This window comes from Rathayibacter sp. AC451 (genome assembly GCF_979253095.1).
The window spans coordinates 1,706,965-1,721,759 of record NZ_CEEDBD010000001.1 but is presented as its reverse complement, the minus strand read 5'-3'; the positions used below and the strand labels follow the sequence as shown (position 1 = coordinate 1,721,759).

The following is a 14,795-nucleotide window of genomic DNA, read 5'->3' as shown; positions in this document are numbered from 1 at the left end:
CGCCTCACAGCAGGCCCGTGCGGCGCGCGACCGAGCGCGGATCGCGGGCGTGCACCTCGAGCAGCACGTCCTCCTCCTCGTGCCGCACGAGACGGTGCAGGCCCAGGCGCCCCACGGCGGCCTGCACGGCGTCGCCGTCGAGCTCGAGTCCGGCGACGGGGTGCCGCCAGTGCACCGTCACCAGCTCGCCCGACGGGGAGAGGGCGTCGCGCACGCCCCGCAGGACCTCGTCGAGCGCCGCAGCGCCGAGGTAGTAGCCGACCTCCGAGAGCACGATCAGGTCGAACGGCCCCTGCGGCACGCGAGCGGTGATGTCGTGCCGCTCGACGCGCACGTGCGGCAGCGGAGCGAGTCGTCGCGCGGCCCGCTCGACCGCGGCGGCCGAGACGTCGATCGCGAGCAGCCGGTCGGCGCGCTCGGCGAGGGCCTCGGCCAGCACGCCGATCGACGAGCCGATCTCGAGCACCGTCTCGTAGCGCCGCTCGGGCAGGCTCGCCAGCGTGAGCGCACGCTTGCGCTCCTCGTACCAGCGGCTGGTGTACCCCCAGGGGTCCTCGTGCCGCTCGTACAGGTCATCGAAGTAGGTCGTCCGGCCGTCCATCGCTCCTGACCCTAAGCAGGATGCGGACGCCGGGCGGCCACTTGTCCGCGCGACCGAGGTGCGCTATCCGGCGACTCGGATCAGGTGGTCGTCGCCCAGGAAGTGGCGGACGAAGAGCGGATGCAGCACCGCCGGGCCGCCGTCCGGCTCCTGCCGCGTCTGGCTCGCGTACTCGCCGAGCGCCGAGCGCCTGCTCGAGCGGCCGTCCTCGTCGACCTCGACGCGCACCAGCGACGCCCACGGCACCGCCGCGTCGTCCGGCCGCGCCCAGTGCCAGAGCCAGATCGGCGCGGCGAGCACGGGCTGCCCGAGCAGGGCGCCCACCTCGGCGCACACCTCGCCGACGACCCGGTGGTCGCGGTGCCCGTCGCCGGCCCACGTCGAGAGCACCAGCACGGTCCCCGGCGCACCGGAGGCGCGGCGCCGCACGTCGTCGGCGATGCGGTCGCGGTGCTCGGGAGTCGCGGAGTCGGGCACCTCGAGGAAGCCCAGCCCGATGCCGTCGCCGAGCCGGTCCAGCGCCGCCCGTGCCTCCCGCCGGCGCTCCGCGGCGATCGCGGGGGAGGGCTCGCCGTGGGAGGCCGCTCCGTCCGTCACGATCACGACGTCCACCGGCACTCCGCGGCGACGTGCGAGCACGATCGTGCCGCCGCAGCCCAGCGTCTCGTCGTCGGCGTGAGCGGCGACGACGAGTACGCGCCGCACACCGTCGAGCACCACGGCGACCGGGAGGGCGTCGCGCCGGCCGTCGCTGCGCCACACCTCGAGGGGCGTGCCCTCGAGGTGCCCGTCGAAGCTCACCACGCGTCCGAGGACCCCGAGGAGAGGACCGCTCGCCCGAGCGCCGCGTCGTCGCGCTCGGCGTGGTGCTGGCGGACGTAGAGCGCGAGGTCGGCGGCGCGCTTGGCGTGCTCCTCGTCCAGCGCCAGCGGAGCCGGCCCCAGGGCGCGGCCCGCGCGGGCGAGCACCTCCTCGCACGCCGATGCCGTGCTCGCCCGGGTCCGCTTCGCCAGGAGCGAGCCGGCCGCGCCGGTCGCCGCGCCGGCGTCCACGAGCCGGGCCGCCTCGGCCAGAGCCCGACGCGCCGCCTCGAGGGCGGTGTCGATCGCGCCCAGGTGGGCCAGCAGGTGCGGATCCTCGCGGCGTGCGGCGGCCGAGGCGACGACCGCGCCGATCCCGCGCGCCCCGCCGTACCAGCAGGCCGCGACCGCGATGCCGCCCCAGGCGAACCCGGGACGCGAGAGGTACCAGCCCGCCGCGCCGACGGGAGCCGCCGTCGCGGCGGTGAAGCGGACCGGCCCGCTCGGGATCTCGGCGAGACCCTCGCGTGCCACGCCCCCTCCTGCACGCGGGCCGAGCCGTCGCGCAGGGCCACCGCGAAGAGCCGGCGCTCGCCGGAGGAGTCGCCCACGTGCGCCGTGACCAGAGCGGCGTCCAGGCGGTCGGCCAGCGAGCACCACGGCTTCACCCCGTCCAGTCGCCAGCCGTCGCCGTCGGCGCGGGCGACCAGCGGATCCTCGCCGCCCTCCGCCGCGAAGACGCCCCAGACCGCGTCCGGGGAGACGCCGACGTCGGCCGGCGCGAGGCCCGCCTGGGCGAGGATCGCCAGGGCGTCCAGGTGCGGTTCGACGGTGCGGGCGACCCCGAGGTCGTGACGGGCGAGCCGAGCCAGCAGTGCGAGCAGCTCCGCGGTGCGGCCGGAGCCGGGGAGCGGAGCGTCGGGGCCCAGCGCGCGGGCGAAGGCGAGCGCGCCGGCCACGTCGGTCGGCAGGGGCGCGTGCAGGGGGAGGGAGGAGGTGAGCGGTTCCATCGCGGGCGACGCTACCGAGTGGGTCGTCGTCGCCGCGCCGATTGCCCGCGAGGCGGGTCGGTGCTACCCGGTCACAGTTCCAGCGCGTTGATCCGGTGTAGGAGGCGCCCGAGCTGCTCGACCTCGCCGACGCCCCAGCCGCGCAGCTCCTCGTGCAGCTGCGCCTGATCGGACGAGCGGCTCTCGCGTAGCCGCTCGGCGGTCTCCGGCGTGACGGACAGGATCGTCGACCGTCCGTCGGCCGGGTCGGGGGAGCGGGAGAGCAGGCCGAGCCGGTCCAGCGCCGTGATCTGCCTGCTGAGCGTCGACTTGTCGGTCTCGAGCAGCTCCGCCAGAGCACCGGAGGAGACGGGCCCGCGCCGCTCCAGCGCCGACAGCGTCTTGTACCCGGCCGCCGTCAGCTCCGGATGCACGCGCTCGGCGTAGGAGCCCATCATCGCCCGCACCCGCGTGAACAGGGTGCTGAGTTCGCCCTCGACCGAGGCGATGGCCGCGTCGACGTCGCGGGCGGGGGTGGGGCTCTCTCCGGTCATGCCTCCATCGTGCCCGGTCCGCCCGAGGACCCGACTTGCATCGGAGGCTCGGCATGTCGTACGCTTCCCGAAGCCAAAGACCGCCGGTTTCCGGTGCGCGCACGAGCAGGGCCCCGGCCCCGCGAGATCGCCACTCGGACGAAGGATTCGCGAAGCGAATGGCCCGCGCAGGTGTGAACGAGATCATGAACCGCGAGAGATCGCGTCTTCCGAAGCTCCGAGCGCTTGCGCCGGAGCTTTTTTCTTTGCCTGCCTTCGGGCTACCGGCACGAGAATTCACAGGAGTAGCCATGGCGAACAAGGAAGCCTCGGTTGCCGAACTCACGGAGAAGTTCCAGAGCTCGACGGCCGTTCTGCTGACCGAGTACCGCGGTCTCACTGTTGCGCAGCTGAAGACGCTGCGCAAGGACATCAGTGAGCACGCAACCTACGCCGTGGTGAAGAACACGCTGACCAAGATCGCGGCGAACAACGCCGGTATCTCGTCCTTCGACGACGAGCTCGCTGGCCCCTCGGCCATCGCGTTCGTGCACGGCGACCCCGTCGCCGTCGCGAAGTCGCTGCGTGCCTTCGCCAAGGCAAACCCTCTGCTCGTGGTGAAGGGCGGTTACTTCGACGGTAACCCCCTGACCGCAGAAGAGGTGGGCAAGCTCGCCGACCTCGAGTCCCGTGAAGTGCTGCTCGGCAAGCTCGCCGGCGCCTTCAAGGCCTCGCTGTTCGGCGCCGCATATCTGTTCAACGCCCCGCTGTCCAAGGCCGTTCGCACGGTCGAGGCGCTGCGCGAGAAGCAGGAGTCCGCGAGCTGACGTCTTCCTCCGGGAGACAGCGCACGCGGTTCGTAGACAAGAAAAACTAGGAGAAAAATCATGGCAAAGCTCACGCAGGACGAGCTCATCGAGGCCTTCAAGGAGCTCACGCTCATCGAGCTCTCTGAGTTCGTCAAGAAGTTCGAAGAGGTCTTCGAGGTCACCGCCGCCGCGCCCGTCGCGGCTGCCGGAGTCGCCGGCCCGGCCGCTCCCGCCGAAGAGGTCGAGGAGCAGACCGAGTTCGACGTCGTGCTCGAGGCCGCCGGCGAGAAGAAGATCCAGGTCATCAAGGAGGTCCGCGCGCTCACCAGCCTCGGCCTCGGCGAGGCGAAGGCCGTTGTCGATGGCGCCCCCAAGGCCGTCCTCGAGGCCGTCAACAAGGAGACCGCCGAGAAGGCCAAGGCTCAGCTCGAGGCCGCCGGCGCGACCGTCACCGTCAAGTAGTACCCGCCCCTCGGGGCACCGCACTCCCGACCCGCGTCCTCGACGCCGGGCCGGCAGCGCATGAGCGCAGGGCGCCGTCTCCTCGGAGGCGGCGCCCTTCGCCGTTCCCGCGCGGTTCCCGCACCGTGTCTCCGCGGGCCGGGATCCGCGCGGGCTCTAGAATCGGGGCGTGTCCGCTCCTGATCCGCTCGCAGGCCTGCCCGCCCGCGACGTGCCGCCCAGCGAGGTCTCGCTCAGCGAGCTGCTGAGCGACTTCGTGTCGGTGACCCACCGCATCACCCGCCTCGCCGCGCAGGCCACGGACAACCAGGAGTCGCAGGCCGTCTGGCGCACGCTCTCGGTGCTGCTCTCGATGGGCCCGATGCGACTGGGCGAGCTCGCCTCGCAGAGCCGCGTCTCGCAGCCCACGATGACCAAGATCGTGAAGAACCTCGTCGAGAGCGGCTGGCTCGCCCGCATCGCCGATCCCGCCGACGCCCGCGCCTGGCAGATCCAGCTCACCGACGTCGGAGCCGACGCCCTGGCGACCTGGCGCTCGGAGCTGGGCGACGCCCTCACGCCGATCTTCGCCGACCTCGCCCCCGAGGACCGCCGCGTCCTCGAGCGCGCGGTCGAGATCATGCACGAGCGCCTGGTGGTCGGCCCCCGCGACTGAACGACGGTGTGGGTCGTGCCCGCTACGGTCCCTGCGTGACCCGCTTCCTGCTCCACGCCGACGCCGATGCGTTCTTCGCCTCCGTCGTGATGCGGCGGCGCCCGGATCTGCGGAAGGTCCCGATGGCCGCCGTCGCGCACGTCTTCGTCGCCAGTGCCAACTACCCCGCCCGTGCGCTCGGGGTGCGCGGCGGCATGCCGGTGCAGGAGGCGCGGGCGCTCTGCCCGTCGCTCGCCCTGGTCGACCTGCCGCACGACGCGATCGAGGAGGCGAGCGACGCGCTGTTCGACCTCTTCGCCTCCTCCGCCCGCGCCGTCGAGCCCGGATCGATGGAGGAGGCGTTCCTCGACGTCGGGGCTCGGGACGAGTCGAGCGCCCTCGCGGCGGCGCGCGAGCTGCGCCGGAGGGCCGCGGTCGAGCTCGGCCTGCCCGTGAGCGTCGGCATCGGATCGACGAAGCTGATCGCGAAGCTCGCGTCCCGGGCCGCGAAGCCGGACGGGCTGGTACTGATCGGCACCTCCGAGGAGGCGGACCTCCGCGAACGGCTGCCGCTGGTGGACGCCTGGGGCGTCGGACCCGTGAGCCGGGAGCGGCTCCGGGTGATCGGGGTCGAGCGCCTCGGCGATCTCGACGACGTCTCGGACGGCGAGCTCACGAGCGTCTGCGGGCCCGCGATGGCTCGGCGCCTCCGCGGATACCGAGCGGGATCCGACGACGCCGTCGTCCGCCCGGTCGAGGAGCGCCGCACGCTGAGCTCGGAGGGCACCACCACCGGGTACGACCGCGCCGACCACGCGCCGTCGGAGCTGATCCGGTCGTGTCTCGCGCGCGTCTGCCGGCGTGCCCGGCGTGCGGGTCTCGTCGCGACAGGACTCTCCCTCTCCCTCCGCCCCGCCTCCGGTGGGCCCTCGATCGTGCTGCGACGGGCCCGCGCCGACGCCTCGGCCGACGAGGAGGAGTGGGGCGCCACGGTGCGGGAGCTGCTCGCCGAGGGGGCGCCTCCTCCGCTCCTGGGGGCCGCCGTGACCCTCACCGGACTCGTGCCGCGGGGGAGCGCACCGGTGGCTCTGTTCTGAGACCCCGCCTCGCGCCACACTGGGGCCGTGCGCCTGCGTCTCGAACTCGTCCCCCTGCCCGTCGCCGACGTCGATCGTGCCGTGGCCTTCTACAGCGGTGTCGTCGGCTTCGCGATCGACCACGACGTCCGCCCGGCCGAGGGGATGCGCATCGTGCAGCTGACTCCGCCGGGTTCGTCGTGCTCCGTCGTCGTCGGCACCGGCATGGGGCTCGATCCCTCCGACGGGGTGGTCCGCAACCTCCACCTCGTCGTCGACGATCTGGCCGAGGCGCGGGAGGAGCTGGTGGGCCGAGGCCTCGCGGCCAGCGAGGTGCAGGACATGGGCGGCGTGCTCTACGCGTACTTCGCCGATCCCGACGGCAACTCCTGGGCGCTGCAGCAGATCGGCGCCGCGGCCCGGCCGCCGGCCTGAGCAGGGGTCGAGGGCTCAGTCCTCCGGCCACTCCACGCGCGCCTGCACCTCGGGGTGCTTGCGGAGCCACGCGGCGATGAACGGGCAGCGCGGCACCACGGTGCCGCCGGCCTCCGTCACAGCCGAGACGGCTGCGCGGGCGAGGGCGCTGCCGAGACCGTGCCCCTCCCACTCGTCCTCGACGACGGTGTGGGTGAAGACCACGCGGTCGCCGCGGAGGGAGTAGGCGGCGAAGCCGGCCGTCTCGCCTCCCACGGATATCTCGAACCGCGATCGCTCGGGGACGTCCTGGATGACGGGGGAGTCGGAGTCGCTCATGCTCCAATTCTGCTCCTCATGCTCCGATCCGCGCCCTCACGCTCCGATCCGGGCCCTCACGCTCCGATCCGGGCCCTCACGCTCCGATCCGGGCCCCTCGCGGCGCCGAGGTGCTCGTGCGGATCACGAGCGACGCCGGGATCGTCGTGTGCCGGGCCGGGGGCGGCGATTCGCCGCGGGTGAGAGCCGCCAGCGCCTCGAGGATCAGCTGGACCGCCAGCTCGCCCTGCTGACGCGGGTCCTGGCGGATCGAGGTCAACCCGAACAGGTCGGCCAGCGGATGGTCGTCGATCCCGATGATCGAGACGTCCTCGGGCACCGACAGTCCCAGCTCCCGGGCGGCCAGGACGATGCCGATCGCGATCTCGTCGGAGGCGGCGAAGATCGCGGTGGGCCGGGTCCGCGGGTCGCCCAGCACCTGGCGCCCGGCGCGGTGCCCACCCGGGATGTCGAAGCGCGTCGGGACGAACGAGCCCTCGTCGAACTCGAGCCCCGCCGCGTCCAGCGCCTGGCGGAACCCGGCGAGGCGCTTGGTGTGCACGCGGAAGTCCATCTCCTCTTCCGCCAGCCCGCCGATGTGCACGATGCGCTCGTGTCCGAGCGAGAGCAGGTGCTCGGTGGCCAGGCGTGCGGCGGCCACGTCGTCGATGCTGAAGGTCGGGATCCCGGGGAGCTCGCCGCCGATGCCGACGACCGGCTTGCCGAGCGCCAGGAGCGCCTCGGTCTCGCCGGGCGAGATCTCGAGGGTCACGGCCACGATCGCGTCGACGCGCTTGCGCACGAGGTAGTACTCGAAGACGCTGCGGCGCGCGTCGCGGTGCTTGTCGATGTTGTAGAGGAGCAGGTCGTAGCCGGCGGCGAGGAGGGCGTGCTCGATGCCGTCGATGATGCCGCCGAAGAACCACTGGTTGATCACGGGGATGATGACTGCGACGTTGTTGCTGCGCCCGGTGACGAGGCTCGAGGCGTTCGCCGACACGACGTAGCCCAGGCTCGCGGCGGCCTTCTCGACGCGCTGCTTGGTGCCGGCCGAGACGTAGCCGCGGCCGCTCAGCGCCCGCGAGACCGTCGCCTTCGAGACTCCCGCGAGCTCGGCGACCTCTTCGATGCCCGTCACGGCGTACCTCCCGTCCCGCCCGGCGTCGATGCTGGAAACGGTTCCAGGAAGTTATACCCCGTCCGTGGGGTCCTGACCATTCGGCAGGCACACCGCATGCCGCAGTTCCGGGGACGGATCCGCGGTTCGACGCCGAATCGTTATCTCAGAGAGCGCTCTACCGGACACGTTGTGGTTTCATCGAACTTGTGGAAAGGTTTCCCTCCGTGGGAGCCCTGCCCACGTGTAACCGGTGATCCGCACGGAAGACCTCCCTGCGGCTCTCGAGTCTGACGGGCCCCGCCCTCGGCTGAACCACCACTCAATGAGGAGGAACCATGCGGTCATCCCTGCACCGCCGTATCACCCTTCCGGTCGCCGTTCTCGCGGCTGCCGGTATCGCGCTCGCCGGCTGCTCCGGCACGAGCGACCCCAACGACCCGAACGCCGGCGGCGGCTCCGGCAACTCCGTCGGCAACGCCGACGGCGTCGTCAACGTCTACGGCACCATCAACGGTGACGAGGCCACCCTCCTCGAGGAGTCCTGGGCCGCCTGGGAAGAGGAGTCGGGCATCGACATCAAGTACACCGGCGACAAGGAGTTCGAGAAGCAGATCGGCATCAAGGTCCAGGGTGGCGACACCCCCGACCTCGCGATCTTCCCGCAGCCGGGTCTGCTCGCCGACACCGTCGCCTCCGGCAAGGTCCAGGAGCTGCCCGAGGGCGCCCTGACCAACGTGCAGGAGAACTGGTCGGAGGACTGGCAGAAGTACGGCCAGGTCGACGGCACCCAGTACGGCGCGCCGCTCATGGCGAGCGTCAAGGGCTACATCTGGTACTCGCCGGCCAAGTTCGCCGAGTGGGGCGTCTCGGTCCCCACCACGTGGGACGAGATGGAGGCGCTCGGCAAGACGATCGCCGAGAAGTCCGGCGGACCGTCCTGGTGCGCGGGCTTCAACTCCGGTGAGGCGTCGGGCTGGCCCGGCACCGACTGGATCGAGGACGCCGTCCTCCGCGAGGCCGGCCCCGACGTGTACGACTCCTGGGTCGCGGGCGACACCCCGTTCACCGACCCCGAGATCAAGGCCGCGTTCGACTCCGTCGGATCGATCCTTCTCGACCCGACCCTCGTCAACGCGGGCTACGGCGACGTCTCGTCGATCAACTCGACCGCGTTCGGCGACGTCGCGCAGAACATCGCCAACGGCACCTGCGCGCTGACCCACCAGGCCTCCTTCTTCGAGGGCTTCCTGATCTCGGCCGGCGCCGACGTGTCCGAGGACGGCGACGTCTGGGCCTTCCTCACCCCGCCGACCTCGGCCGACGACCCGCAGGCCGTCACCGGTGGTGGCGAGATGGTCGCCGCCTTCTCCAACGACGAGGACACCGCGAAGGTCCAGGAGTACCTGGCCAGCGCCGACTGGGCCAACAGCCGCGTCTCGCTCGGTGGAGTCATCTCGGCCAACAAGGGACTTGACGCCGAGAACGCGGGCAGCGCGATCCTGAAGGACTCGATCGCGATCCTGCAGAGCGAGGACACCACGTTCCGCTTCGACGGCTCGGACCTCATGCCGAAGTCCGTGGGTGCCGACAGCTTCTGGAAGGGCATGGTCGACTGGATCGACGGCTCGAGCACCGATCAGGTCCTCGAGGAGATCCAGGCCGGATACACCTCCTAGCGGCAACGAGGACGAGGGCCGCCGCTCACTGGGCGGCGGCCCTCGTCCTCGCTAGGCTTCAGCTGAGTTCAGAGTCGCACTCGAAAGGGCGTCCATGTCCGCATTCTTCCAGTGGCTCGCGAGCATCCCCCGCTCGCGCAGATCCCGATCATCCTCCTCGCCTTCGCGGCCGTCGTCGCGATCATCCTGTTCTTCGTGGAGATCGCGCCCCGCCGAGGCACCCTCTACACGGTCCTCCGTCTCGCGGTGACCGTGCTCCTGCCCGTCGTGCTGCTCCTCGCCTTCGGTCTCTACAACTCGGTCATGTGGGTCGCGGTCGTCGCCGCGGTCCTGGGCGGCGCGCTGTTCCTGCTCGACTTCCGATCCCGCAAAGGCGCGGGCTACGGACTCCAGCTGGTCGCGTTCATGGCCCCGGCCGCGTTCTTCATCCTGATCGGCCTGATCTACCCGACGATCACGACCGCGCTGAACGCCTTCATGAAGAACGACGGATCCGGCTTCGCCGGGCTCGACAACTTCGTCTGGGTCTTCACGAGCCCCGACGGCATCACCGCCTTCCTCAACACGGTCGTCTGGGTGCTCCTCGCCCCGATCACCGCGACGGCCATCGGCCTCGCCTACGCCGTCTTCATCGACAAGAGCCGCGGCGAGAAGTTCTTCAAGCTCCTGGTCTTCATGCCGATGGCGATCTCGTTCGTCGGCGCGTCGATCATCTTCAAGTTCTTCTACGACGTCCGGCAGGGCGACCAGATCGGCGTGCTGAACGGGATCCTCACCGCGTTCGGCGCGACCCCCGTGGACTGGCTGGGCCTGGAGCCCTGGAACACCCTGTTCCTCGTCGTCGTCCTGATCTGGACCCAGGCGGGCTTCGCGATGACCGTGCTCTCGGCGGCCATCAAGGGAGTGCCGGCCGAGCAGCTCGAAGCGGCGTCGCTGGACGGCACCAACGCGTGGCAGTCGTTCTGGAACGTCACCGTCCCGGGCATCCGCTCCTCGATCGTCGTGGTCCTGACGACCATCTCGATCGCGTCCCTCAAGGTCTTCGACATCGTCTCGGCGATGACCGGCGGCCGCTCGGACACCACGGTGCTGGCCTTCGAGATGGTGCGCCAGTTCCAGCTCGGAGCCCGCAGCGGCTACAGCGCGGCCCTCGCGGTCATCCTGTTCCTGCTCGTGCTGCCGATCGTCGTCTACAACGCCCGCCAGCTCGCCAAGCAGAGGGAGATCCGATGAGCGTCACGCCCACTCCGATCCAGGTCCCGGTCGACCGCACCACCGAACGACGCCTCGCCCGCGGGGAGTCGAAGATCGAGACGGCCAGCGGCAAGGTCCGCAAGGCGACCACCTCGCGCGGAGCGACCCTCGCGGCGGCGATCATCGCGGCCATCTGGACGATCCCGACCCTGGGTCTGTTCATCTCGTCGTTCCGCCCCGCGAACGACATCAAGACGACCGGCTGGTGGACGATCTTCGCCAACCCGGGCTTCACGCTCGACAACTACGCGAACGCGCTCAACTCGGGCGACAGCCTGACGCTGGGCAAGGCGTTCGTGAACTCGCTGGTCATCACGCTGCCGGCGGCGCTCATCCCCATCACCATCGCGAGCCTCGCGGCCTACGCGTTCGCCTGGATCGACTTCAAGGGCCGCAACACGCTCTTCGTCCTGGTGTTCTCGCTCCAGATCGTGCCGATCCAGATGGCGCTCGTGCCCCTGCTGCAGCTGTTCTCGGACGGACTGCGCATCGGCAACCTCTACATCCTCCCCGGGCTCGGGGTGAACGGGTTGGACGGCTCGTACGCGAAGGTGTGGATCGCGCACACGATCTTCGCGCTGCCGCTGGCGATCTTCATGCTGCACAACTTCATCTCGGAGATCCCGGGCGAGGTCATCGAGGCGGCGCGCGTGGACGGAGCCGGCCACGGCCAGATCTTCTTCCGCATCGTCCTGCCGCTCTCGGTGCCGGCGATCGCGTCCTTCGGCATCTTCCAGTTCCTCTGGGTGTGGAACGACCTGCTGGTCGCGACCGTCTTCACCTCGGGCGAGGGGTTGCCGATCACGAAGGCGCTGCAGGACCTGTCCGGCTCGTACGGCCAGTCGTGGGAGCTCCTCACGGCGGGCGCGTTCATCTCGATCATCGTGCCGCTCATCGTGTTCTTCGCCCTCCAGCGGTTCTTCGTCCGCGGCCTCCTCGCCGGCGCCACCAAGGGCTGAGCGGCCCGCGGTACCGCGATCCGCGGCGTTGTCGTCGTCGGCAGTAGCTTCGCTACAGCTCTCCTCCTCCGCCTTGCGCCTCGCGGCACCGCGCGCCGCTCCACGGCCCGGGACTCCTGTTCAGCAGGGGCCCCGGGCCGTTCGGCGTTTCAGCGGCCCGCTCGGGTGGGTCCGGGGTCTCGATACGCCCCTGCGGGGCTACTCGACCAGCAGGCAGGTCCGGGTCGCCGCCTTCGCTGATCGAGTAGCCCGCGGAGCGGGCGTATCGAGATCCACCTCATCCGGTGCTGGGAGCGGGTGTGCCGCAAGCACGGATCCGCCCTGGGCGGAAGCGGGAGAAGGTGTCGGCGGCCGGGGTTATGGTCGAGCGATGAGCAGGATGGGCGACGTGGCGGCGAGCGGCGGCATGCGTCCGGGAGCGGTGCGGGGGAAGATCTCGAGCAGCGACCCCGATCGTCAGCGCAAGCAGAACGAGGACGCTCCCCGCATCGACCACCTGCTGCGGCGCATCGCCGACCTGTTCCGCGATCACCGCGCCAAGCTGACGCTCACCGTCGTCCTCGTGCTCGTGGGCGCCGCTTTCACCGTCGTGCCGCCGCTGCTCACCCAGCTGGCGTTCGACCGGGGCCTCTTCCCGCCCGACGGCACCCCGAACCTGCCCGTGCTGCTCGAGCTCGTCGGGATCATGGTGCTCGTGTGGGTGCTCTCGGCGGTGCTCGGCGTCTGGCAGACCCTGCTGACCGCCACGGTGGGCAACTCCGTGATGGGCGAGCTGCGCATCCGGCTGTTCCGCCACCTCCAGGCGATGGAGCTCGGCTTCTTCACCCGCACCCGCACCGGAGTGATCCAGTCCCGGCTCGCCAACGACGTCGGCGGTGTCGCGAGCGTGCTCACCAACACGGTGTCGAGCGTGCTCGGCAACACGGTCACGGTGATCGCCGCGGTCGTCGCCATGCTGCTGCTGTCGTGGCAGATGACGATCGTCGCGCTCATCCTGATGCCGGTGCTCGTCGTCGCCCAGCGCCGCGTCGGCCAGGTGCGCGCACGCATCGCGACGAAGACGCAGGAGTCGCTGTCCGAGATGACGGCGATCACGCAGGAGACCCTGAGCGTCTCGGGCATCCTGCTCGCCAAGAGCTTCGGACGCCAGGAGTCGGAGGTGTCGCGGTACGCCGACGAGAACGGCCGCCAGATCGACCTGCAGGTGCGCCAGCAGATGTCCGGGCAGTGGTTCTTCGCGACGGTGCAGATCTTCCTCTCGGTGATCCCCGTGGTCGTCTACCTCGCCGCCGCCTGGCTCATCCTCGGCGGCACGACGGTCACCGCCGGCACGGTCGTCGCCTTCACCACCGTCCAGGCCCGACTGATGTGGCCGCTGCTCGGACTCATGCGCGTGGCACTCGATCTGCAGACCGCCGGCGCCCTCTTCGCGCGCATCTTCGAGTACCTCGACCTGCGCCCCGCGATCATCGACCGCGACGGCGCGCGCGATGTCGACGGCGAGCTCGGCCGGGTCGAGCTCGACGACGTCGTGTTCCGCTACCCCGACCAGACCGAGGAGGCGCGCCCCACGCTCGACCACGTCTCCGTCTCGATCGAGCCGGGGCAGTTCGTGGCCTTCGTCGGGCCCTCCGGCGCGGGCAAGACCACGATCTCGTACCTCGTGCCGCGCCTCTACGACGTGACCGGGGGCGCCGTGCGCTTCGCCGGCACCGACGTGCGGGAGCTGCGGCAGGAGTCGCTCGTCTCGCACATCGGCATCGTCAGCCAGGAGACGTATCTCTTCCACGCGACGATCGGCGACAACCTCCGCTACGCCCGTCCCGGGGCGACGCAGGAGGAGCTCGAGTCGGCCGCTCGCGCGGCGAACATCCACGAGACGATCGTCTCGTTCCCCGACGGCTACGACACCCTGGTCGGCGAGCGCGGCTACCGCCTCTCGGGCGGCGAGAAGCAGCGCCTCGCGATCGCGCGCGTGCTGCTGAAGGACCCGGCCGTCCTCATCCTCGACGAGGCGACGAGCGCCCTCGACACCGTCTCGGAGCGGGTCGTGCAGGCCGCCCTCGACGACGCCTCCCGCGGTCGCACCACCATCGCCATCGCCCACCGCCTCTCGACGGTCGTCTCGGCCGACGTGATCCACGTGGTCGCCGCCGGACGGATCGTCGAGTCGGGGACCCACCGCGAGCTGCTGGCTCTCGACGGCCTCTACGCCTCGCTCTACGCGCAGCAGGCCGAGACGACGATCACGGCCTGAGGCCGGGCCCCGTCCGCCCGGGTCGCCGCGGAGCGGGCGCTGCTCGTGGGGCAGGGCCCGCTCCGTGTCCACTCGGTGTCGAGCCGAGACGGGGATCAGGCCCTGAGGCGGGTCACTCGCAGGCGACCCCGTCGCCGTCGCGGTCGAGCTTCCGGCTGTAGCCGGCGTCGCCGGTGCGGATCGGAGCGGCTCCCGCTGCGCGGACCGCGGTGCAGTTCTCGTAGTACGTCGAGGCGCCAGCGGGTGCGGGGACGGCGGCCGCGGGCGCGGCGGGCGCTGCGACGGGGGCGGGGACGACGACGGCCTGCGCGGCGGCGGATGCGGCGGCGGATTCGAGCTCGGCGATGCGCGTCTCGCGTTCGGTGATCGTGGTCGCGGAGGAGGACGCCTCCGCAGTGAGCGTGTCGATCCTCGACTGCAGACCAGTGGCGGAGGACGTGGCCGCGGCGAGGTCGGAGACGGCGGTCGCGAGTTCCTCCTGCTGCTCGGCGAGCGTGTCCTGCTGTTCGGCGAGCGTGTCCTGCGACGCGACCAGCTGCTCCGTAGCGGCGTCGAGCTGCTCCTGGATGCCGGCCTTGCCGGAGCCGGCGGCGCCGGTGCCGAGGAGCGAGCCGACGGTGAGAGCGCCGATCGAGGACCAGACCAGCGCCCAGAGGGGGACGGTACGGCGCTTCGTGTCCGCGGGGCGGCGCGCGGAAGACAGCGGCGGCGGCCATGAGGTGCTGTTCGTGCTGGTCGTCATGGCGGTGCCCCCGTGCAGTTCGTCGTCTGTCCCCGAGAAGTGGGGCCGACTCACGCTAGTTCGCGCCAGCGACGACGACAACACGGTTGTTGTGCCTAGTCGGTGACGCCACGACGGACCTCGCACCGGGGACCTCGCACCGGGGACGCGC

The 14,795-nt window shown here is 71.2% G+C and carries 16 protein-coding genes; 9 read left to right on the top strand and 7 right to left on the bottom strand.

Annotated features, from left to right (window positions below; genetic code table 11):
• Window positions 1-4 precede the first annotated feature (4 nt).
• The 4 genes from AC0CID_RS08200 to AC0CID_RS08185 all read right to left on the bottom strand — a co-directional run bounded on the left by AC0CID_RS08200 (window position 5) and on the right by AC0CID_RS08185 (window position 2,944).
• A complete protein-coding gene (locus AC0CID_RS08200; RefSeq protein ID WP_207407220.1) occupies window positions 5-601 on the bottom strand; it encodes an SAM-dependent methyltransferase in 597 nt (198 codons plus the stop codon).
• Window positions 602-664: 63 nt separating this feature from the next.
• The gene (locus tag AC0CID_RS08195) at window positions 665-1,405 is read right to left on the bottom strand and encodes a PIG-L deacetylase family protein (RefSeq protein ID WP_465226403.1); all 741 of its coding nucleotides are present in this window, start codon (window positions 1,403-1,405) and stop codon (window positions 665-667) included.
• Window positions 1,399-1,935, bottom strand: a complete 537-nt coding sequence (locus tag AC0CID_RS08190) for a hypothetical protein (RefSeq protein ID WP_465226402.1) — start codon at window positions 1,933-1,935, stop codon at window positions 1,399-1,401. Before AC0CID_RS08190 ends, AC0CID_RS08195 begins: the two co-directional genes overlap by 7 nt.
• A 547-nt stretch (window positions 1,936-2,482) precedes the next feature.
• Window positions 2,483-2,944, bottom strand: coding sequence for a MarR family winged helix-turn-helix transcriptional regulator (locus tag AC0CID_RS08185; RefSeq protein WP_465226401.1), 462 nt, complete (start codon window positions 2,942-2,944; stop codon window positions 2,483-2,485).
• Between the two features lie 290 nt (window positions 2,945-3,234).
• Between AC0CID_RS08185 and rplJ the strand changes: the two genes are divergently transcribed.
• The 5 genes from rplJ (at window position 3,235) to AC0CID_RS08160 (ending at window position 6,339) form a co-directional block, all read left to right on the top strand.
• Window positions 3,235-3,750: a 50S ribosomal protein L10 gene (gene rplJ / locus AC0CID_RS08180; protein ID WP_055791018.1), complete on the top strand. Its 516-nt coding sequence runs from the start codon at window positions 3,235-3,237 to the stop codon at window positions 3,748-3,750.
• 60 nt (window positions 3,751-3,810) lie between these two features.
• The gene (rplL, locus tag AC0CID_RS08175) at window positions 3,811-4,194 is read left to right on the top strand and encodes a 50S ribosomal protein L7/L12 (protein ID WP_055791021.1); all 384 of its coding nucleotides are present in this window, start codon (window positions 3,811-3,813) and stop codon (window positions 4,192-4,194) included.
• Window positions 4,195-4,363: 169 nt separating this feature from the next.
• Window positions 4,364-4,849: a MarR family winged helix-turn-helix transcriptional regulator gene (locus tag AC0CID_RS08170; protein ID WP_465226400.1), complete on the top strand. Its 486-nt coding sequence runs from the start codon at window positions 4,364-4,366 to the stop codon at window positions 4,847-4,849.
• Between the two features lie 35 nt (window positions 4,850-4,884).
• On the top strand, window positions 4,885-5,925 hold the full coding sequence (locus AC0CID_RS08165; RefSeq protein ID WP_465226399.1) for a Y-family DNA polymerase: 1,041 nt from the start codon (window positions 4,885-4,887) through the stop codon (window positions 5,923-5,925).
• Window positions 5,926-5,952: 27 nt separating this feature from the next.
• Complete coding sequence (locus AC0CID_RS08160) at window positions 5,953-6,339, top strand: VOC family protein (protein ID WP_465226398.1); 387 nt, start codon at window positions 5,953-5,955, stop codon at window positions 6,337-6,339.
• A gap of 15 nt (window positions 6,340-6,354) precedes the next feature.
• On the opposite strand, the gene AC0CID_RS08155 is transcribed toward AC0CID_RS08160, so the two are convergent.
• Both AC0CID_RS08155 and AC0CID_RS08150 read right to left on the bottom strand, forming a co-directional pair.
• Window positions 6,355-6,657 carry a GNAT family N-acetyltransferase gene (locus AC0CID_RS08155; protein WP_465226397.1) on the bottom strand — a complete coding sequence of 101 codons (303 nt, stop codon included), beginning with the start codon at window positions 6,655-6,657 and terminating at the stop codon, window positions 6,355-6,357.
• Window positions 6,658-6,733: 76 nt separating this feature from the next.
• The gene (locus tag AC0CID_RS08150; RefSeq protein ID WP_465226396.1) at window positions 6,734-7,774 is read right to left on the bottom strand and encodes a LacI family DNA-binding transcriptional regulator; all 1,041 of its coding nucleotides are present in this window, start codon (window positions 7,772-7,774) and stop codon (window positions 6,734-6,736) included.
• Between the two features lie 317 nt (window positions 7,775-8,091).
• On the opposite strand from AC0CID_RS08150, the gene AC0CID_RS08145 reads away from it, so the two are divergent.
• The 4 genes from AC0CID_RS08145 (at window position 8,092) to AC0CID_RS08130 (ending at window position 13,902) form a co-directional block, all read left to right on the top strand.
• On the top strand, window positions 8,092-9,432 hold the full coding sequence (locus AC0CID_RS08145; protein WP_465226395.1) for an ABC transporter substrate-binding protein: 1,341 nt from the start codon (window positions 8,092-8,094) through the stop codon (window positions 9,430-9,432).
• Between the two features lie 111 nt (window positions 9,433-9,543).
• Window positions 9,544-10,665, top strand: coding sequence for a carbohydrate ABC transporter permease (locus tag AC0CID_RS08140; protein WP_465226394.1), 1,122 nt, complete (start codon window positions 9,544-9,546; stop codon window positions 10,663-10,665).
• Complete coding sequence (locus tag AC0CID_RS08135; RefSeq protein WP_207407239.1) at window positions 10,662-11,645, top strand: carbohydrate ABC transporter permease; 984 nt, start codon at window positions 10,662-10,664, stop codon at window positions 11,643-11,645. Before AC0CID_RS08140 ends, AC0CID_RS08135 begins: the two co-directional genes overlap by 4 nt.
• A gap of 379 nt (window positions 11,646-12,024) precedes the next feature.
• Entirely contained in the window at window positions 12,025-13,902 is a 1,878-nt protein-coding gene (locus AC0CID_RS08130; protein WP_465228067.1) for an ABC transporter ATP-binding protein, read from the top strand.
• Between the two features lie 112 nt (window positions 13,903-14,014).
• Here AC0CID_RS08130 and AC0CID_RS08125 read toward each other — a convergent pair whose 3' ends face one another.
• Window positions 14,015-14,644, bottom strand: coding sequence for an excalibur calcium-binding domain-containing protein (locus AC0CID_RS08125; protein WP_465226393.1), 630 nt, complete (start codon window positions 14,642-14,644; stop codon window positions 14,015-14,017).
• Window positions 14,645-14,795: the final 151 nt, after the last annotated feature.